At 60.9% G+C, this 17,999-nt stretch carries 16 protein-coding genes; 10 read left to right on the plus strand and 6 right to left on the minus strand.

Annotation, left to right across the window (positions count from 1 at the left end; all coding sequences use genetic code 11):
• Nucleotides 1-333: 333 nt before the first annotated feature.
• Both M3436_03580 and M3436_03585 read left to right on the plus strand, forming a co-directional pair.
• Nucleotides 334-1,182 (plus strand): chemotaxis protein CheB, encoded by an 849-nt coding sequence (locus M3436_03580; GenBank protein ID MDQ3563243.1) that lies wholly within the window; start codon nucleotides 334-336, stop codon nucleotides 1,180-1,182.
• Nucleotides 1,065-4,391 carry a PAS domain S-box protein gene (locus tag M3436_03585; GenBank protein MDQ3563244.1) on the plus strand — a complete coding sequence of 1,109 codons (3,327 nt, stop codon included), beginning with the start codon at nucleotides 1,065-1,067 and terminating at the stop codon, nucleotides 4,389-4,391. Before M3436_03580 ends, M3436_03585 begins: the two co-directional genes overlap by 118 nt.
• Before the next feature lie 56 nt (nucleotides 4,392-4,447).
• On the opposite strand, the gene M3436_03590 is transcribed toward M3436_03585, so the two are convergent.
• Nucleotides 4,448-4,933, minus strand: a complete 486-nt coding sequence (locus tag M3436_03590) for a response regulator (GenBank protein MDQ3563245.1) — start codon at nucleotides 4,931-4,933, stop codon at nucleotides 4,448-4,450.
• Complete coding sequence (locus tag M3436_03595; GenBank protein MDQ3563246.1) at nucleotides 4,930-5,229, minus strand: hypothetical protein; 300 nt, start codon at nucleotides 5,227-5,229, stop codon at nucleotides 4,930-4,932. Before M3436_03595 ends, M3436_03590 begins: the two co-directional genes overlap by 4 nt.
• Before the next feature lie 279 nt (nucleotides 5,230-5,508).
• Here M3436_03595 and M3436_03600 point away from each other — a divergent pair, with 279 nt between their 5' ends.
• The 5 genes from M3436_03600 to M3436_03620 all read left to right on the plus strand — a co-directional run bounded on the left by M3436_03600 (nucleotide 5,509) and on the right by M3436_03620 (nucleotide 10,052).
• Nucleotides 5,509-6,237 carry a response regulator gene (locus M3436_03600; protein ID MDQ3563247.1) on the plus strand — a complete coding sequence of 243 codons (729 nt, stop codon included), beginning with the start codon at nucleotides 5,509-5,511 and terminating at the stop codon, nucleotides 6,235-6,237.
• Between the two features lie 270 nt (nucleotides 6,238-6,507).
• Entirely contained in the window at nucleotides 6,508-7,689 is a 1,182-nt protein-coding gene (locus tag M3436_03605; GenBank protein MDQ3563248.1) for an acetyl-CoA C-acetyltransferase, read from the plus strand.
• Nucleotides 7,690-7,729: 40 nt separating this feature from the next.
• Nucleotides 7,730-8,479, plus strand: a complete 750-nt coding sequence (gene phbB / locus M3436_03610) for an acetoacetyl-CoA reductase (GenBank protein ID MDQ3563249.1) — start codon at nucleotides 7,730-7,732, stop codon at nucleotides 8,477-8,479.
• A complete protein-coding gene (gene phaR, locus M3436_03615) occupies nucleotides 8,479-9,063 on the plus strand; it encodes a polyhydroxyalkanoate synthesis repressor PhaR (GenBank protein ID MDQ3563250.1) in 585 nt (194 codons plus the stop codon). Before phbB ends, phaR begins: the two co-directional genes overlap by 1 nt.
• Before the next feature lie 176 nt (nucleotides 9,064-9,239).
• A complete protein-coding gene (locus M3436_03620) occupies nucleotides 9,240-10,052 on the plus strand; it encodes an SDR family oxidoreductase (protein MDQ3563251.1) in 813 nt (270 codons plus the stop codon).
• Here the strand turns inward: M3436_03620 and M3436_03625 are convergent.
• Entirely contained in the window at nucleotides 10,045-11,895 is a 1,851-nt protein-coding gene (locus M3436_03625; protein MDQ3563252.1) for a phosphoenolpyruvate carboxykinase (GTP), read from the minus strand. The genes M3436_03620 and M3436_03625 overlap by 8 nt on opposite strands.
• A gap of 201 nt (nucleotides 11,896-12,096) precedes the next feature.
• Between M3436_03625 and M3436_03630 the strand changes: the two genes are divergently transcribed.
• The gene (locus tag M3436_03630; GenBank protein MDQ3563253.1) at nucleotides 12,097-12,462 is read left to right on the plus strand and encodes a phasin family protein; all 366 of its coding nucleotides are present in this window, start codon (nucleotides 12,097-12,099) and stop codon (nucleotides 12,460-12,462) included.
• Between the two features lie 187 nt (nucleotides 12,463-12,649).
• The gene (locus tag M3436_03635) at nucleotides 12,650-13,027 is read left to right on the plus strand and encodes a phasin family protein (protein MDQ3563254.1); all 378 of its coding nucleotides are present in this window, start codon (nucleotides 12,650-12,652) and stop codon (nucleotides 13,025-13,027) included.
• 86 nt (nucleotides 13,028-13,113) lie between these two features.
• Here the strand turns inward: M3436_03635 and phaC are convergent, their stop codons facing one another.
• Both phaC and phaE read right to left on the minus strand, forming a co-directional pair.
• Nucleotides 13,114-14,175, minus strand: a complete 1,062-nt coding sequence (gene phaC / locus M3436_03640; GenBank protein ID MDQ3563255.1) for a class III poly(R)-hydroxyalkanoic acid synthase subunit PhaC — start codon at nucleotides 14,173-14,175, stop codon at nucleotides 13,114-13,116.
• Between the two features lie 3 nt (nucleotides 14,176-14,178).
• On the minus strand, nucleotides 14,179-15,480 hold the full coding sequence (phaE, locus tag M3436_03645; protein ID MDQ3563256.1) for a class III poly(R)-hydroxyalkanoic acid synthase subunit PhaE: 1,302 nt from the start codon (nucleotides 15,478-15,480) through the stop codon (nucleotides 14,179-14,181).
• Nucleotides 15,481-15,638: 158 nt separating this feature from the next.
• Between phaE and asd the strand changes: the two genes are divergently transcribed.
• The gene (gene asd / locus M3436_03650; GenBank protein ID MDQ3563257.1) at nucleotides 15,639-16,547 is read left to right on the plus strand and encodes an archaetidylserine decarboxylase; all 909 of its coding nucleotides are present in this window, start codon (nucleotides 15,639-15,641) and stop codon (nucleotides 16,545-16,547) included.
• 159 nt (nucleotides 16,548-16,706) lie between these two features.
• Here asd and lptF read toward each other — a convergent pair whose 3' ends face one another.
• Nucleotides 16,707-17,813 (minus strand): LPS export ABC transporter permease LptF, encoded by a 1,107-nt coding sequence (lptF, locus tag M3436_03655; protein ID MDQ3563258.1) that lies wholly within the window; start codon nucleotides 17,811-17,813, stop codon nucleotides 16,707-16,709.
• Between the last annotated feature and the right edge of the window lie 186 nt (nucleotides 17,814-17,999).

Below are 17,999 nucleotides of genomic sequence, written 5' to 3' on the forward strand. Positions count from 1 at the left end.
GGTTGAACCCGGCGGCCCGCCGTCCGTGCATTGACACACTGCACAAAACCTATAGACTAAGGCGATATGAACCTATGACCGAATAGGGGAGGGACCGTCGTTCATAGATGCATCCCGGCTGGAGATCAGGGGCTGACCGCTTCGCGCCGGCAATAGGTCCGGATCGGTTTACCATCCTTTCTTGGTCGTCCAAGTGGTGGTGATCGGCCCGCTGCGTTAGCTCGGAGGAGCCCGCGGCGTGTAGCGTTCTTAGCGGGGTCCATCATGGTAAGAGGGCGCACAAAAAAACCCCCGGCAGATCGATCGGGGCCCGGCGGGGATAAGGAACGCCCTGTGGCGGGCGCGCCGGCCGATCCGGATGAGCCTGGCGCAGGCCGCCCAAGGGACTTTCCGGTGGTCGCGATCGGTGCCTCGGCCGGGGGGCTCGAGGCATTGAAGAGGTTCTTCAGCGCCATGCCGGCCCAGAGCGGCCTCGGCTTCGTGGTGATCCCGCATCTCGATCCCACCCATGTGAGCCACCTGCCGGAACTGCTGCGCCGGCATACCCCGATGGAGGTGGCACAGGCGCACGATGGAGCGCTGGTCCAGGCCGAGCACGTCCACATCATCCCGCCGAACGCGTTACTGACGATCAAGGGGGGCGTCCTGCATCTCGGGGCGGCGGTGGCACGTCCCGGCATCCCGCGGCCCATCGACGGCTTCTTGCGGAGCCTGGCGGAGTACCAACAGGAGCGGGCCATCTGCATCATCTTCTCGGGCACCGGCAGCGACGGCACGCTCGGGCTCAAGGCGATCAAGGCGGAGGGCGGCCTGGTGATGGTCCAGAGCCCGGACACCGCGGAGCACGACGGTATGCCTCGCAGCGCCATGGCCACCGGGCTCGTGGATTACGTGCTGCCCGTGGAACAGATGCCCGCGGCGCTGCTGGAGTATGTCGAGCATGCCCATCTGCGTGGCGGTCCGATCCCGATCCCCGCGGCACGCGGCACGACCCTCTGCACCCCATATTGGCCCTGTTGTGCACTCGGGAAGGGCATGACTTTCGCTGTTACAAGAAGGCCATGCTGCTGCGCCGTATCCAGCGGCGCATGGGCCTCAATCATATCGCCGCGATCGGCGACTACGGCCAGTATCTGCGGGACACCCCGGACGAGATCAAGGCCCTGGCCAAGGACCTCCTGATCGGCGTGACCGAATTCTTCCGCGAGCCCGAGGCCTGGGCGGTCCTCGAAGCGGAGGTGATCCCAAAGCTCGTGGCGGCCAAGCACCCCGAGGCGCCCCTGCGCGTGTGGGTCACCGGTTGCGCCACCGGCGAGGAGGCGTACTCCCTCGGCATGTGCCTCCTCGAGCGGGTGGCGAGCAGCGAGCGCAATGGCAAGCTCCAGATCTTCGCGACCGACATCGATAGCCACGCGCTCGAGATCGCCCGCGTGGGGACCTACCCGGAGGGCATGGCCTCGTCCCTCGCTCTGGAGCGTCTTACCCGGTTCTTCACCAAGTCCGGCCATAGCTACCGGGTCAAAAAGGAGCTGCGCGAAGCGGTAGTGTTTGCACCGCAGAACCTGATCACCGATGCCCCCTTCTCGCGCCTGGACCTCATCATTTGCCGCAATCTGCTCATCTATCTCGAGCCCGAGTTGCAACAGAAGGTCATCGCGCTGTTTCATTTCTCCCTCAACCACAACGGCTATCTATTCCTGGGCAAGTCCGAGACCGTCGGCCAGCAACTTAGCCTGTTCGAGCCCCTCTCGAAGAAGTGGCGGATCTACCGGCGCAGCGGGCCGGTCCGGCAGGTGCCGGCGGACTTTCCGCTCCTCCCGGAGGCCCTACCCGGCGAGTGCCCGGGCGGGCCGCGGCCACGCCCGGCCAGGTCCGGCGACCATGGGGAGGTGATCCGGGCGCTCCTGCTGGCGCGCTATGCCCCGGCCGCCGTGCTGGTCAACCGTGACTGCCAGACCCTCTATTTCCATGGCCAGACCGGCGACTACTTGGTGCACCCCGCGGGCGAACCGACCGACGACCTCCTGGCCATGGCCCGCGAGGGTCTGCGCCTCAAGCTGCGCGCCGCCCTGCATAGGGCGATGCGGGAGGAGCAGCCGGCGGTAGTGATGACCCGGGTGAAACGGGGCGGCACCTCCCTCCCGGTACGGGTGACGGTGACGCCCGTGGAGGACCAGAGGCAGGGCGTGGGGCTGTGGCTCGTGACCTTTTCGGCACCACCGGCGGCCGAGGCCGAGCCGGCGCCGCGCGCCATCGAGGAGGCGGCGGCGGTAGGCCACTTGGAAGAAGAGCTCACCAGCGTCAAGAAAGAGCTGGAAAGCGTGGTCGCGGACCTGGAGAGCGCCAACGAAGAACTGAAGGTCTCGAACGAAGAGGCCATGTCGATGAACGAGGAGCTGCAATCCACCAATGAGGAATTGGAGACCTCGAAGGAGGAGTTGCAGTCCCTCAATGAAGAGCTCACCACGGTCAACGCCCAGCTCGAGGAGAAGGTCGCCGATCTGGAAGGCACCAACAACGACCTCGATAACCTGCTCGCCAGCACCCACATCGCGACCCTGTTTTTCGACCGGGAATTCCGCATCAAGCGCTACACGCCCGCCTCCACCCGCTTGTTCAACCTCATCCCCTCGGACGTCAACCGGCCGGTGGCCGATATCGCCAATAAGTTTTCCGATGGTTACCTGTTATCCGACGCCCAGCGGGTTCTCGATACCCTCACCCCGATCGAGCGCGAGGTGCGCACGGTGGGGGGCGAGTGGTACATCCAGCGGGTGCTGCCTTATCGGACCCACGAGGACCGTATCGAGGGCGTGGTGGTGATCTACACCGAGATCACCGAGCTCAAGCGCGGCGAGGAGGCGCTACGCGAGAGCGAGGAGCGGTTCCGCACCTTGGCCGAGACGGTCCCGGACATCATCTTCACCCACCGTCCCGACGGCTTCTGTGATTACACCAATCCGAGGTTCTACGAGCTCACGGGACTTCCGCCCGGTGCGGCGGACGGCCTCGGCTGGACGCAGACCCTGCACCCCGAGGAGTGGGCGCGGGATCAATCCCGCTGGCGGCAAGCGCTTGCGGCGGAGCAGCCTTACGAGATCAAATACCGCCTGCAGAGCGCCGCCGGCGGCTACCGCTGGCACCTGACCCGTGTCCGCCCGATAGCCGACCCGAGTGGCCGAGTGATCAAGTGGTTTGGCGTGTCTTCCGACATCGACGACCTGGTGCACGCGCAGGAGGCCCTGGCGCAGGCCCAGAAGATGGAGGCCGTAGGCCAACTGACCGGCGGTATTGCGCACGATTTCAATAACCTCCTCACCGTCATCGGGGGTAATCTACAGCTGCTCGAGGCGCGGCTCCAGGACGACCTTGCCGGGCAAAAGCTGCGGGATGCAGCGGCGCGGGCGACCGAGCGCGGGGCGGAGCGGGTGCACGGGTTCCTGGCCTTCGCCCGCCGGCAGGTCTTGCAACCGCAAGCGGTCGATTTGAATGAAATCGTCGCCGGGATGATACAGGTCCTGCGCCAGACCCTGGGGGAGCCCATCGAGATCGCGCTAGCGCCGGACGTGGACCTGTGGGCGGCGCTTGCCGATCGCGGGCAGGTCGAGGCGGCGCTCCTCAATCTCGCCTTAAACGCGCGCGATGCCATGCCCGAAGGCGGGCGGCTCGTTCTCGAGACCGCCAACGTCACCCTGGGCCAGAACCCCACGGTGCCGGAGGCCGAGGTCACGCCGGGTGACTACGTGCTGCTGTGCGTGAGCGACACTGGCGAGGGGATGTCGGAGGAGACCAAGAGACACGCCTTCGAGCCGTTCTTCACCACCAAGACCACGGACAGGGGCAGCGGGCTCGGGCTCTCCATGGTCTACGGCTTTGCCAGGCAATCCGGCGGGCAGGTGAAGGTCCGGAGCGAGCGCGGAAAGGGCACCACCGTCAAGCTCTACCTGCCGCGGGCCAAGGACGCGCTGGCCGCTGCCGTCGCCCAGGCCCCCCTGCCCCTGGAAGACTTGCGGGGCCGAGAGGCCATCCTGGTGGTCGAGGATGATGCGGACGTGCGGGCGCTCGCCGTCACCTACTTGTCCGAGCTTGGCTACAAAGTGCTGGAGGCCGCCGAGGGCCAGGCGGCCCTGGCCCTCTTGGAGGACGGTGAGGCCATCGATCTGCTGTTCGTCGATCTGGTGCTGCCGGGGACCCTGGATGGGCACGCGCTCGCGTTGGAAGCCAATAGGCGCCGGCCGGCTCTCCAGGTGCTTTACACCTCGGGCTATCCCAGGACTACCATCATGGGTGCAGGTAAGCTCGACGAGAGCGCGCGGCTGCTGATGAAACCCTACCGTAGCGAAGACCTGGCGCAGGCCGTGCGCGGGATCTTGGATGCCCCACCGGGCTGATGCCGGAAGGACCTCGGCCCTACGGGCGCTCGGTAATTCTACTCCGTGATCGCCCGTTACAAGTCGCTAAAAATTGGCTGGAAGCCGGCGCGGTGGTCACGTTGCGGGGTGCCGGCTCTGTCCTTGGCCGGTACATTTGGCCCGACTAACTCGAGGATGCGACCCAACAGCGCCTCCATCTCGAACGGTTTGGGGAAAAAATCGACGATGCCGAGCTTGAGCCCCTGGACCACCGTCGCACTCTCGGCGCGGCCGCTCATCAGCAGCACCGGGAGGCGAACCCCTTGCGCGTTGAGTTCCTTCAGAAGATCGAGACCGCTCATTCCCGGTAAACAAAAGTCCAGCACCAGGCAGCGGGCCCGGATAGGCTCGCAGCGGTAGGCGCTCAAGAACGACTCGGCGGAGTCATAGGCCTCGGCGGTCAGCCCAGCCGACTCGCACAGCATAGAGAGCAGCTCGCGCACCCCGGGTTCATCATCGACCACGCACACGGGGCAGCCACGCGCCCGGGGGTGATCCGGATGAACCGTCGAAACGGTCACGACGAGACGCGCCGGGCCTTGAATTCGGCCATCGGCACCACCTTTCCCGCCGCCGAAGCATGGCGCTCCCTGGCTATTTCCGCGCACCCGGGTGAGGCTTCCCCGGCCTGCGAGCACCGCAAGGCAGCCGCGTGAGCCGTGAGCAGCCGCGACCAGAATTCAAAGGCCAGCACGGCCGGCCACCACGGGGTCAGCGCCATCATCCACGGCAACGACACGCCAGGCCCGGCGGGCACGCCCCCATCCGCATGCCGCCCGCGGGCGCCCTGTTCGAGAAGCCGGATCACAGTTCCCATCGTGGTATACCTCGCGCGTTTGTATTCACAGGGACCGGGCGTTGCGGCACAATGCCTCCGCGTTGCACGCGCGGGATCGTTCAAAACGCCGGGTTTTCCCCCGACTCACCGGGGACGCGCTGGTTCTAGCCGTCCCCCTCTCGAAAGAAAAGGCTAACCGGCGGGTGTAATCGCTTGATGTCCCGGCGTCGCCATTGCGTAACGGTGGGTAACAGTGTGTAACTCCATCCAGAGCCGGATCAATTGAAACGGAAGCGAATGCAAACCGTGTGAACGATGATGAGCGTTGCGCCGCACATCCTGGTCGTCGACGATGAACCGGACGTCCGGGAATTGATACGAACCTACCTGGCGCAAGAGGGTTACCGTGTCAGCACTCTGGGGGACGGACAGGGGTTGCGCGGCGTGCTGGCCGGGCAGGCCGTGGACCTCGTCATTCTCGATCTCGGCCTGCCGGGCGAGGACGGTCTCTCCCTCGCGCGCTACCTGCGCGAGCATTCCGATGTGGGCGTGATCATCGTGACCGGTAAAGGCCAGACCCTCGATCGGATCATCGGTCTCGAGATCGGCGCGGATGATTATCTAGCAAAGCCCTTCGATCTCCGGGAGCTACTGGCGCGGGTGCGCAGCGTGCTCCGGCGCACCCGTCGCCCCGCGCGGCAGGAGGCAGGCACGATAGATACCACGGTGCGGTTTGTGGGATGGCAACTCGATCTCGCGAGCCGCCGGTTGGTCGCGCCGGATGGAAAGGAAGTGGCGCTGACGACGGGCGAGTTCGATTTGCTCGCGGTTTTCGTGCAGCATCCGAATCGCGTACTTTCCCGCGACCAGTTGCTGGAGCTTACCCGCCACCGTGAGGCGGGTCCGTTCGACCGCAGCATCGACGCGCAGGTCGGGCGGCTGCGCCGGAAGATCGAGCCGGATCCGGAACGACCCGTGCTCATCAAGTCCGTGCGTGCAGCGGGGTACGTCTTCACGTCAACCGTAGCACGCGACGGGGAACCTTGACTTAGGGCCCAGGCGCCAGAGTAAGGTACGGTATTTTCTAAGCCGAAAATGAGTCTGCAAAGAGGGTCCCACTAGATTCTCCGAGCGTACTTTGTTACGCTGCATATTGCATCGCAGCGATCCTCGTGCTCACCGGATAGACAGCAGGGTCTACGGAAGTGTAAATTTGCTGTACGTATGCGCCTCGTTCGAGCGCCGCGGCTGACCTGAAGCGCCCGAGCCATACCGTTGGGTCAGTACCGCGAACGCGGTGTCAGTACGGAGAACTAAATGGCTGAAAACGTAGTTATCGTGGCCGCCGGCCGGACGGCCGTCGGATCCTTTGGGGGAACGCTCGCGACAATTCCGGCGGCGACGCTGGGCGCGAAGGTGATCTCTGCGCTCTTGTCCAAGACCGGGATTAAACCCGAGGACATCGAGGAAGTGATCTTGGGCCAGGTCCTGACCGCGGGCGTCGGCATGAACGCGGCGCGGCAGGCGGCGCTGGGCGCGGGTCTGCCGCACTCGGTGCCGTGTATGACCATCAACAAGGTATGCGGCAGCGGGCTCAAAGCGGTGGCTTTGGCCGCGCAATCGATTCGCGCCGGTGATGCCGAGCTGGTGGTGGCCGGCGGTCAAGAAAATATGAGTCTGACGCCGCACGTGCTCCCCGCCTCACGCACCGGCCAGAAGATGGGCGAATGGAAGTTAGTAGATACGATGATCAACGACGGCTTATGGGATGTTTTTAATAATTATCACATGGGCATGACCGCCGAAAACATCGTCAAAAAGTACGCTATCTCGCGCGAGGAGCAGGACGCGTTCGCGGCGCTCTCGCAGCAAAAAGCCGAGGCCGCTCAGGAGGCGGGGCATTTCAAAAAGGAAATCATCCCCATCGAAATTCCGCAAAAAAAAGGCAACCCGATCATCTTTGACACCGATGAATTCCCCCGTCACGGCACGACCGCCGAAGCCCTGGGCAAACTGAAACCCGCCTTTGCCCGGGAGGGCTCGGTCACGGCAGGCAATGCTTCCGGAATCAATGACGGCGCGGCGGGCGTGATCGTCACCACCGAAAGCAAGGCCAAGGCCCTGGGCCTGTCACCGCTGGCGCGAATTGTTGCTTATGGCACGGCCGGCGTCGATCCCGCCATGATGGGGACAGGTCCGACGCCCGCGACGCAGCGGTGCTTGCGGAAAGCCGGATGGGAGGTTCAGGATCTCGATCTTATCGAGGCGAACGAGGCCTTTGCGGCCCAGGCGATTTCCGTGAACCGCGATGTCGGGTGGGACCTGGCCAAGGTGAATGTCAACGGCGGCGCGATTGCGCTCGGCCACCCCATCGGCGCCTCCGGGGCGCGTGTCTTGGTGTCGCTGGTGTACGAGATGATCCGCCGCGATGTGCGCAAGGGCCTTGCGACCTTATGCATCGGCGGTGGCCAAGGCGTTGCTCTAGCGGTGGAGCGTTGAAAGCGAAAGAGTAATGAAGACAGATCAAAGCGAAAGAGTAATGAAGACAGATCTCAGCGGGCGCGTAGCGCTGATCACCGGGGGGACGAGCGGGATCGGCGCGGCCATTTGCACACAACTCGCGGCGTCCGGCGCCAAGGTCGCCACCAATTACCGCAACGAACAAAAGGCGCAAAAGTGGTTGACGGAGATGCGCGCCGAAGGCTACGACTTCAAGATCTACCGTGTCGATGCGACCGACTTCGACGCCTGCGGCCGGATGATCGGCGAGATCGAAAAAGACCCGGGCCCCATCGACATCCTCGTCAACAATGCGGGGATCACGGCGGACGCGACGCTGCGCAAGATGAGCAAAGAGCAATGGGACACGGTCCTGCGGACCAACCTCGACAGTGTCTTCAATGTCACGCGGCACGTCATTTCGGGGATGATCGACCGTGGCTATGGGCGGATCATCAATATCTCGTCCATCAACGGCCAGAAAGGTCAGATCGGGCAATCCAACTACACCGCTTCCAAGGCCGGCATGCATGGTTTCACCATGTCCTTGGCGCAAGAAGTCGCGCGCAAGGCGATCACGGTGAACACGGTCTCACCTGGGTATATCGCCACCGAGATGGTGATGGCCGTCCCTGAAAACATTCGCAATCAAATAATCGCCCAGATCCCCGTGGGACGTCTAGGAACTTCCGAAGAAGTGGCTTACTTAGTTGATTTTCTGGTGTCCGACCGCGCCAATTTTATTACCGGCGCCGATCTCACCATCAACGGCGGGCAGCACATGATGTGATGGCTAAGCGCGAAAATTCCATCGGCGCTGCGGGTGGCGCCGCGACGGGTGATAAGCGCGTCATCAAAAAGTACCCGAATCGCCGCCTGTACGATACCGTCGAGAGCAAATACATCACCCTCGCGGATGTGCGGACGCTGGTGTTGGCCGGGATTGAATTATGTGTCACGGACCAAAAAACCGGCGAAGACATCACCCGGAGCATCTTGCTCCAAATCATCACCGAAGAAGAGGACCATGGGGAGCCGCTGTTCACCACCCATACTCTCCTCCGAATTATCCGTTTCTACGGAGACGCGGTCCAAGGCTTGGCGGGCAATTTTATCGAACGCAGCCTAGGCATGCTTACCGAACAGCAGAAGCTATTCCACACGCAGATTAGCGACGCTGTTAAAAACAATCCCCTCATGGCCTTGACCGAGATCACCCGGCGAAACCTGGAAGTCTTCAAGAAAATGCAAGACAGCTTGTTCCGGGCCGCCGGCATGACTAATCCCACTCAGAGCGAAGGCGATGCGGGTACGAAGCAAGAAAATCAACCTCAACCATCGACGCAGAAAACCAACGAAAATCGGGAGGCGTGATAGCTATGTTTCTCGACACGATGCCACTCAAAGTTTTCGCAGTATGGAGCCGTGCCTGGACCATGGCGCTCAACTCGAGCGTCCAGGCCGCCACGGTGTTCGGGCAATCGCTCGATACTTTAGCAGCACATCAGCGGGACGAATGGAATCGGATCGTTTCCGCGGCCGCCGCGGAGCTGCGCCGCACCTGGACGCAGTTCCGTCCGTACCACCGGTCGCAGCACGGCGGGCGAGTGGCTTTAGTCACCGGCGGAACTGGCGGCATCGGAACGGCGATTTGTTTGCGGCTTGCGGACACGGGTTTCTTAGTCATCGCCACGTATCCTCGCCACGAATCGGCCGCTGCGCGCCAATGGCAAGCGGCGAGACGCCGGGCCGGCTATGAACTTGGTATCATCGCGTGTGATGTCGCCCGATGCGATGATTGCGCCAAGATGGAGAGGTGGATCGAGGGTCACTACGGCCACGTCGATATCCTGGTCAACTGCGTCGGCATCACCCGGGACGACAGTAAACACGAGAACTGGCAGACAGTTCTGGACACCAACCTCGACAGCGTATTCAATGTTACGCGTACCGTGATCGCGGCGATGGCGGAACGGCACTTCGGCCGGATAATCAATATCTCCTCGGTTAACGGGCCTCCCGGGCAAGTCGGGCAAACCGATGTTGCGGCCGCCAAGGCGGGTATGCTGGGTTTTACCAAATCCTTGGCTCGGGAGTTCGCGGATCAGGGGATCACCGTTAATACCGTATCACCGGGACACGGCGCGGGCGTGGTGGCGGAAATCCCGGATGAAATCCGCAAAGCGATTAAGGCGAAGCTTGCCAAGGGGCGATGGGGTGAGCCTGAAGAAATCGCCGCCGCGGTTGACTTTCTCGCGGCGGACACGAGCGGGTACATCACCGGAACCGACATCGCGGTCAACGGCCGGCGGCCCGCCGAAGACAAAGGCCACCTGTCCGCTGATGTCCGTCCTGCTACGTAGCGCTGGCGGACCTCAAGTCCCAAACGGTCGGTGAGTGATAGAGACGCGATAGCAGTAACTCTCTCTCGATTTCCATCTCGCGCGGGAGATGGTCTCCGAAACGCGTGAACAGCTCCTCTTGATCGTTCGCTTCTTGCCGCGCCCGTTCCCGGTCGATGTTCATGATCTCGTAGAAGCGATCTTTTGAAAACTCGATACCGTCCAAGACCAATTCCTCGAACGGCGGCACCCAGCCGAGGGGGCTCTCGACGCCCCGCGCCCGCCCGCGGCAGCGGTCGACCACCCATTTCAGCGCCCGCATGTTTTCACCGTAGCCCGGCCAGATGAACTTGCCCTTGTCGTCTTTACGGAACCAGTTGACACGGAACACCAAGGGCGGAGTGGCGACGCGCTGACGGCCAATACGCAGCCAATGCTTCCAGTAATCCGCCATGTTGTAACCGCAGAACGGGAGCATCGCCATCGGATCGCGCCGCATCCCGGCCTGGCCCACCGCGGCGGCGGTCGCTTCCGACCCCATGGTCGCCGCGAGGTAGACCCCATGTTCCCAGTCGTATGCTTGCAGAACCAGTGGGAAGTTCTTACTGATACGCCCGCCGAAGATGAAGGCGCTGATGGGTACGCCGTTCGGGTTCTCCCAATTCGGATCGATCGACGGGCACTGATGGGCCGGCGCCGTGAAGCGCGCGTTCGGATGCGCCGCCGGCGTGCCGCTACCGGGTGTCCAGTCATTTCCCTTCCAATCGATGAGATGCGCGGGCGGCTCCTTCGTCATCCCTTCCCACCACACGTCGCCGTCGTCGGTTAACGCGACGTTACTGTAAATGCAGTTCCCTTTCAGGGTTAACATGGCATTGGGATTCGATTCCATGTTGGTGCCGGGCGCCACGCCGAAATACCCCGCTTCGGGATTAATGGCATAGAAGCGCCCGTCCGCCCCGGGTTTGATCCACGCGATATCATCCCCGATGGTCGTCACTTTCCATCCATCCAAGGCCTTGGGCGGGATCAGCATCGCAAAGTTTGTCTTGCCACAGGCGCTCGGAAAGGCCGCCGACACGTAGGTCTTCTCGCCAGCCGGGGATTCGACGCCGAGGATCAGCATGTGCTCGGCCAGCCAGCCTTGGTCGCGCGCCATCACCGATGCGATGCGCAGCGCGAAACACTTCTTACCGAGTAAGGCATTTCCGCCGTAACCGCTCCCGAATGACCAGATTTCACGCGTCTCGGGAAAGTGCGTGATGTATTTGGTGTCATTACACGGCCACACCACGTCTTCCTGATGCGGCTGCAAGGGTGCGCCGATCGAATGCACACACGGTACGAAGTCGCCGTCCGGACCCAGCACATCGAGAGCGGCCTGACCCATCCGGGTCATGATGCGCTGATTCACCGCGACATAGGCGGAATCGCTGATCTCAACCCCGATATGGGAAATGTGCGATCCAATCGGTCCCATGCTGAAGGGAATCACATACAGCGTGCGGCCGCGCATACAACCCTCGAATAATTCGCGGAGTATGCCCCGCATCTTTTGCGGCTCCATCCAGTTATTCGTGGGGCCGGCGTTTTCCTGCTTTTCGCTACAGATGTACGTTCGGTCCTCGACGCGCGCGACATCGGTCGGGTGAGAACGCGCCAGAAAGCTATTCGGTCTCTTCTTCGGGTTTAAGCGGATAAAGGTCCCTTTTTGCACCATCTCTTCGCATAAACGATCGTATTCGGCCTTGGAACCATCACACCAATAGATGCGATCGGGATTGCAAAGGCCGGCAATCTCTTCCACCCATTGCAAAAGCCGTTTGTTTTTTGTCCTCTTTGCTCCGTCGTGTGCCATCGTCATGAATGCAACCTCCGATTTTCTGTTGTCACCGCAAACGCGTATTTTTTGCAGTTTACCATCCTGCGCCGGTCTCGCCTACGTCACGAGCTTCCTTGTCTTCTCGTGTTGACCGGCGCGCCGCCTCACAGTAAGCTGCTTTTGATCCCCCCGGCTATTGGCCTTATCCACCGTCAATGACGATTGATACCAGGAGATAAGCGTATGCAGCGAGAAATAATCGACCAATGGGCCGCCTTGAGCAAAAGCGCCCTCGAGTCCATGAAAGAGCTTGGTGCAATCAATGCCAAGCTAGTGGAGAAAATGACGGCGCAGCAGGAAGCAATCCTCAGCACCTGTCTCGAGGCAAGCGCCAAGGAAGTGAATTTGATTAGCGTCGTTAAGGACCCGAAGGACTTACTGGCGCATCAAGCCGCTCTGGCCTCCGAATACGGCGCCAAGTTCGTCGAGATCGTCCGCGGCACCAACGATCTATTCAGCGAGTGCAAGAATGAACTAAGCGCTTGGGCGGAACGCGGCATGGAGAAAACCGTCGCGCCGTTTGCCGGCAAACCCGCGAAGGGCAAATAGACTCGTGATAAAAAATCCGATCATTGCGTTATGCGATTGTCATGCTCACGGTCGTGGAGCAAGGGTTTCGTAGCTTGAATCTTTACGTCTTGTTACCGACTTGACAGTGAGGTATAGCCGCCGTATGATGCAACGCAGCATTGCGATGTGCAATGCACAACGTCGGTAAACTTCGTGAGGTAACGATATGCAATTTGAAATTATGCAGCCCTGGGCTCAGTTTGGCAGCACCTGCTTTGTTTCACTAAAGGAACTAGGCGAGATCAGCACCAAGACGTTCGAGAAGGTGGCCGAACAGCAACTCGGCTTGGTAAACACCTATGTAGATACCGGTATCAAGCAGGTCACCTTGCTGACCGAATCGAAGGATTATAAGGATATCCTGGCGGGCCAAACCAAGCTCATGACCGAATACAACGAAAAGATGCTGGACGCCCTGCGTAATACCACCGAGATCATGACAGATTCCAAGGATGAGATGGCGGCTTGGTTCGAGAAGGCCCAGGAGAACGGGACCGTGCCGGTAAAGAAAGCCGCGCTCGCCGTAAAGAAAGCAACCGCTTAGCCCTTCCCGACCACCCTTCCTCTTTAGACCCGATCCACCCCGCAAGGTGGACCGGGTTTTTCGTGAATAGCGTTTTTGGCGTGATATTACCTGGCGGCGAGCCAGGTGGTGACCGAGGGGGGGATCATCTGCTGCGCTTTGCCGCTCACATAGATCCCGATGTGCCCGCCGGGAAATTCGATCTCCGAATAATCCGCGCTTCCCACGTATTTCTTTAACGCCTTCGAGGCGGCGGGTGGGACCAGGTGGTCGTCGGTGGCGAAGATGTTGAGCACCGGCATGGTGATGTTTTCGAGATCGACGTTCTTCTCACCGATCATCACCTCGCCTTTGATCAGCTCGTTGTTCTGATAAAAATGCTTGATAAACTCCCGGAACGCTTCCCCCGCTTGATCGGGGCTGTCGAAGATCCACTTCTCCATGCGGATGAAATTCTTGCACAGCACCGGATCGTCCAGGGTGTTGACCATATCGAGGTATTTTTGCCCCGAGAGCCGGAACGGTTTGAGCGATAGAAAAGTCCAGTTCAGCATCTCGCCCGGGATATTACCCATGGTGTCCGCCAGCAGATCGATGTCCACTTTCCGGACCCAATGGCTGAGCAAATCCTGGGGCGTGTGGAAATCGACCGGCGTCACGGTGGTAATAAGATTCCTCACTTTATCGGCATGCATCGCGCTATAGCAGAGGCTAAACGTTCCCCCCTGGCAGATCCCTAAGAGATTAATCTTGTCCAGGCTATACCGTTTCCTGAGCATATCCACGCAGCGATCGATATAACCGTTGATGTAATCGTTTAAGGATAAAAACCGATCGGCGCTGTCGGGATAACCCCAGTCGATCAAATACACATCGAGGCCGCCCGCCAGAAGTCCACGCACGAGCGAGCGGTTCTTCTGTAAATCCGCCATGTAAGGGCGGTTGACAAGTGCGTATACGATCAGCACCGGCACCGGGTTCAGCTTCTCCACGAGCGGCTTAAACCGGTAGAGCGTGAGCTTGTCTTCGGTGTACACGGACTCTTTTTCCGTACACCCGACGTCGATATCACCGATTTCGTTGAGCGTCTGTAAACCTCGGCTGAGCTTAGTCCCGAACTCTTGGATTTCGGATAAGGCTTGATCCGGATGTATTTGAAATGGAAACATGAGCTATTCCCCCTTGCCGCGCTTTTGTGCAGTGCCGGCGCGCGCCGCCTGCTTGGGCCTAGGCCCGGCCGCGGCAACCACGCTCACGGCGGACGCCGTCCGCTTCGCCGGGATTCGTTCGCCGCGGCCTTCGCGCCCCGTACCCTTGCGGAGCGCCGCCATCTCCTTGAGCAACCGGGCGACGTCGCGTTCCAGCGCCGTGACCTTCTCTCTCATGCCCTCAATGCTCCTGCCTTGGGTGCGCAACTCCTTTTGCGTGCGGCCGTTCAGCGCCTCTGTCTGCGCTTCTAACCGCGCTTGCATTCCTTCCATTACGCCCGGATCGAGTAGCGATGATCGGAACCCCGCGAGCTCGCGCCGGAACTCCTGCTGCCGCCGCTGCACCGTCGTGATCCCTTGATGGGTCGGCAAATTCAATGATCCCGCGATTTCATCAACGGCGGTCTGGTTGTGATGCTTCAACGCCATTAGCGCGTTGACCAGCCGTGCATAAATTTCCGCGTATTCTTCCGTGAATACAAAAGCGCCGTACGCCTCTTCGCCACAATCGACCCACAGATCATAGACCTCTCGCAGGGTATTGATTTCCTGGCCTTGCTCCGCGCGTTCGATGATCTTGGCGGCCAGCCGTTCGAGTGCATCGACCCCGAGCCGTCCGTGCGCATGCAAGTAGTCCTGCAGCGCCTTTTGGTAATCAAGGGTGAGACGCATGCCTCCCTGCGTCTGCTCTTGCCATTCGCGCATATAGCCGACCGCGGGGACCGACAAGAACTGATCCATGCGTTCGTGGACCTGGCCCGCGACGTCGCGCGAACCCTCGGATTTCACCGACCGCAAGAAATCACCGGGCAGCAACGAGCTGCTCGAGAACATGCGCGACCAGGTGTCCATCGGCAGTTCGAAAAACGGTAGCAGGCCGCGCAGCGTGCTGGTCACCTCCGAAGCGCTGCCGTGAGTGAAACCCGCTTTCAGTTCATTGAGCTTCGCCGCGAACCCATCCTTCCAGCTCGATCCGGCTTGCGCGCCCTTGGCCAGGTTGCGTGTCAGCTTGCTGAACTCCTCTCCTAGCCGCAGAAAGGTCTTTCCTTGCCGCACGATACTTTGAAAAAAATCCTCTCCAGCCGCCGGGGCGGTAGGCGCCGCGGTTTTTGCCCACAGATCCAAGGCCGTCGTCCACGGAACCGCGAACGCTTGGGAGCTAGGCGATGGCTCCATGGATTGGCTTAATATATGTGACCAGGCGTCCCAAAAGTTTTTTTGCGATGCCATCCAATCGTCATTCCAGACGGGGTTACTGTCAGTCATGGTTCACTCAACCTCGGCTTGTTTAAAAACACTCTCCGATTCCTCGCCACGCTATTATTGCACTGCACCATGGGCGGCGCAATGTTTACCGGATAAACGCCTGGGCCTTGCACGGTTATAATGCCAGAAAATTCTTACCTTAAAGACGGACCACGCTCATGCAGGTTGAACGCGGGACGGTCACGGCGATCGAAACCGCGCCGTGGGCCCGTAACTGGCTTAACTGCTTGCCGCTGTACCTGCTGCCTCACCACGCCTTGTCGCGGTTGATGCTGGTTGCGACACGCCTGCGTTTTCGGCCGTGGAAAGATTGGCAAATTCGGTGGTTTATCCGCCGTTACGGGGTCGATATGGACAGCGTGGCCGAATGCGATGCGCGCGTCTACCCGGAATTCAATAGCTTCTTTACCCGCGCGCTCCGCGGCGATGCGCGCCCGATCGCGCCCGACCCTTGCTCATTGGCGTGCCCCGTCGACGGTAGCGTATCCCAACTCGGTGACCTCCGAGACGGGTCGTTGTTCCAAGCCAAAGGACAGCACTATAGTGTGTCCGGACTGCTGGCAAGCCGCGAGGCTGGAGCGTTCTTGGGGGGTCATTTCATCACCTTGTATTTAGCCCCGAAAGACTACCATCGAGTGCACATGCCAGTCACCGGGCGCCTAGTCCGATCGGTGCATGTGCCGGGACGCTTGTTTCCGGTGAAACCCAGCACGGTCCGGGGGATAAACGATCTCTTTAGCCGCAACGAGCGCATCGTTTGCCTGTTCGAAACCCATGCGGGCCCGCTCGCGCTGATCATGATAGGCGCCATGTTCGTGGGCGCGATGGACGTTGTGTGGCGCAACGGCGGCGCGACGCATTCGGCCGCGCGTCGCGTCTGCGTCCACGAACAACCCGAATCGTGCCCGGTGATACTGAATAAGGGCGAGGAGATGGGGCGCTTTAACATGGGGTCTACGGTGATCTTGCTGCTTGGGCCGGGCGCGATCCGCTGGTCGAAAACACTGCAACCCGGTACGCCCGTGAGGATGGGGCAATCCATCGGGACCCTCGCCGGCGCGGGGTAAGCCAACACAGTCCTCAAAGCTTGTGAAAAAATCGTCGCGAGCAAAGGGAGGTCGCGTTCCGCCGGAGCGCAGGAACCGGAGTGTATATTGAAATACATGAGGATTCCGAGCACCGCCGGAACGCGAGATCCCGAGCGCAGCAGATTTCTTCACAAGCTCTCAGCTCAGCCGCGGTAGCGTTGACGCTCGTTGCCGCCGCGCCCACCGCTTGCGCAGGAGCGGATAACCAAGCAGTGCGAGGATCACAAGGCCTAAGAGCGCATGCACCCACCATAAACCTGGATACACAGGCACGGCGCCCTGCTTGGCCAAGGTCTTCGCAATCCCCAAGAGATTGCTGTAAGTGAAATAAATCAAGACCGCGCTCAAGAGCCCGAGGATCCGGTTCTGGTCGGAGGCCGCTCGCACCAGCACCACCGCGAGGAGCGTCAACAGCACGGTACTGATCGGCATCGCGATCCGCCATTGTAACTCAGCGGCCGCCTCCGGCGTGTTGGCCGACCACAAGCTTGCGGTGCTCGCCGCGCTCATGCGCGCGCTCCGGTCCGCCGCCTCACTGCGGTCGATACGCACGCCGTATTTCTCGTACTCGACAATGGAATAATCGAGCCGTCCCGGGGAGCCCAGATAGCGGCGCCCGGCGTAAAAGTTCACATAGCGAGATCCGGTTTTCCGGTCGAGCTCGATTTCCGCTCGGTCAGCGGACAGCACCCCGAGGTGGCGGTCTTGCCGCCCTTGCAGAAAAACATTGGACATGCTGCGCTTGTCGGGAGACAGTCGCTCCACATAAAGGATCCGGTTACCCTCATTGAAATTCTTGAATTGCCCCGGCGTGATCCCGGTCAGGTCGGATTCCGATTTGGCCCGGGTTTCCACCTCAATCAAACGCGCTTCCGCCCACGGCGCGACCTCGAGCGCCAGGATCGCGACGGCGAGCGCCACGGCTAAGGCAAGCCTGGCCGCCGTATCGAAAAGAAACCGCGAGCCCAGGCCCAAGCTTGCGATGGCGATAAGCTCGTTGTCGCGCGACAGCCGGTTCAAGGCGACGTAGACGCTAAGGTAGAGGCATAAGGGCAGCATCAGCACCAAGGAGGTCGCTATCTTTAAGGCCAGCAGCTCGAAGATCAGTCCGCTGTCGATCTTTCCGGCGGCAGCCGTCGCCAGGTACTGCACGAAGCGGTTGCTGGCGTAGGTGAGCAATAGCAGGAGTTGCACGGCCCCGAACCATAATAAGATCTCCCGGATGAGGTAGCGGTTTAACAGCATGAGGATGCTCGTGCGCTTTGCTTTGCGCTACCTATAACAATACACTTGCTCGCCAAGACGCGGTTCACCGCGGTGATCCATGCATTACCATTGAATTGCCTATTTCTGTTCCAGCGTTAACTATAACAGCATAGAGGGCTATGGAGTTCGCTATCATAAGCGGTGCGCCGCATAAGCAGCGGGTTC

This window comes from Pseudomonadota bacterium (assembly GCA_030859565.1).
GTDB lineage: Bacteria > Pseudomonadota > Gammaproteobacteria > JACCXJ01 > JACCXJ01 > USCg-Taylor.

What these genes read in the sequence shown, in the direction of transcription:
- M3436_03595 (MDQ3563246.1), bottom strand. Translation starts at nt 5,229, where the DNA reads ATGGGAACTGTGATCCGGCTTCTCGAACAGGGCGCCCGCGGGCGGCAT.
- M3436_03600 (MDQ3563247.1), top strand. Translation starts at nt 5,509, where the DNA reads ATGAGCGTTGCGCCGCACATCCTGGTCGTCGACGATGAACCGGACGTC.
- M3436_03605 (MDQ3563248.1), top strand. Translation starts at nt 6,508, where the DNA reads ATGGCTGAAAACGTAGTTATCGTGGCCGCCGGCCGGACGGCCGTCGGA.
- phbB (MDQ3563249.1), top strand. Translation starts at nt 7,730, where the DNA reads ATGAAGACAGATCTCAGCGGGCGCGTAGCGCTGATCACCGGGGGGACG.
- phaR (MDQ3563250.1), top strand. Translation starts at nt 8,479, where the DNA reads ATGGCTAAGCGCGAAAATTCCATCGGCGCTGCGGGTGGCGCCGCGACG.
- M3436_03625 (MDQ3563252.1), bottom strand. Translation starts at nt 11,895, where the DNA reads ATGACGATGGCACACGACGGAGCAAAGAGGACAAAAAACAAACGGCTT.
- M3436_03630 (MDQ3563253.1), top strand. Translation starts at nt 12,097, where the DNA reads ATGCAGCGAGAAATAATCGACCAATGGGCCGCCTTGAGCAAAAGCGCC.
- M3436_03635 (MDQ3563254.1), top strand. Translation starts at nt 12,650, where the DNA reads ATGCAATTTGAAATTATGCAGCCCTGGGCTCAGTTTGGCAGCACCTGC.
- phaC (MDQ3563255.1), bottom strand. Translation starts at nt 14,175, where the DNA reads ATGTTTCCATTTCAAATACATCCGGATCAAGCCTTATCCGAAATCCAA.
- phaE (MDQ3563256.1), bottom strand. Translation starts at nt 15,480, where the DNA reads ATGACTGACAGTAACCCCGTCTGGAATGACGATTGGATGGCATCGCAA.
- asd (MDQ3563257.1), top strand. Translation starts at nt 15,639, where the DNA reads ATGCAGGTTGAACGCGGGACGGTCACGGCGATCGAAACCGCGCCGTGG.
- lptF (MDQ3563258.1), bottom strand. Translation starts at nt 17,813, where the DNA reads ATGCTGTTAAACCGCTACCTCATCCGGGAGATCTTATTATGGTTCGGG.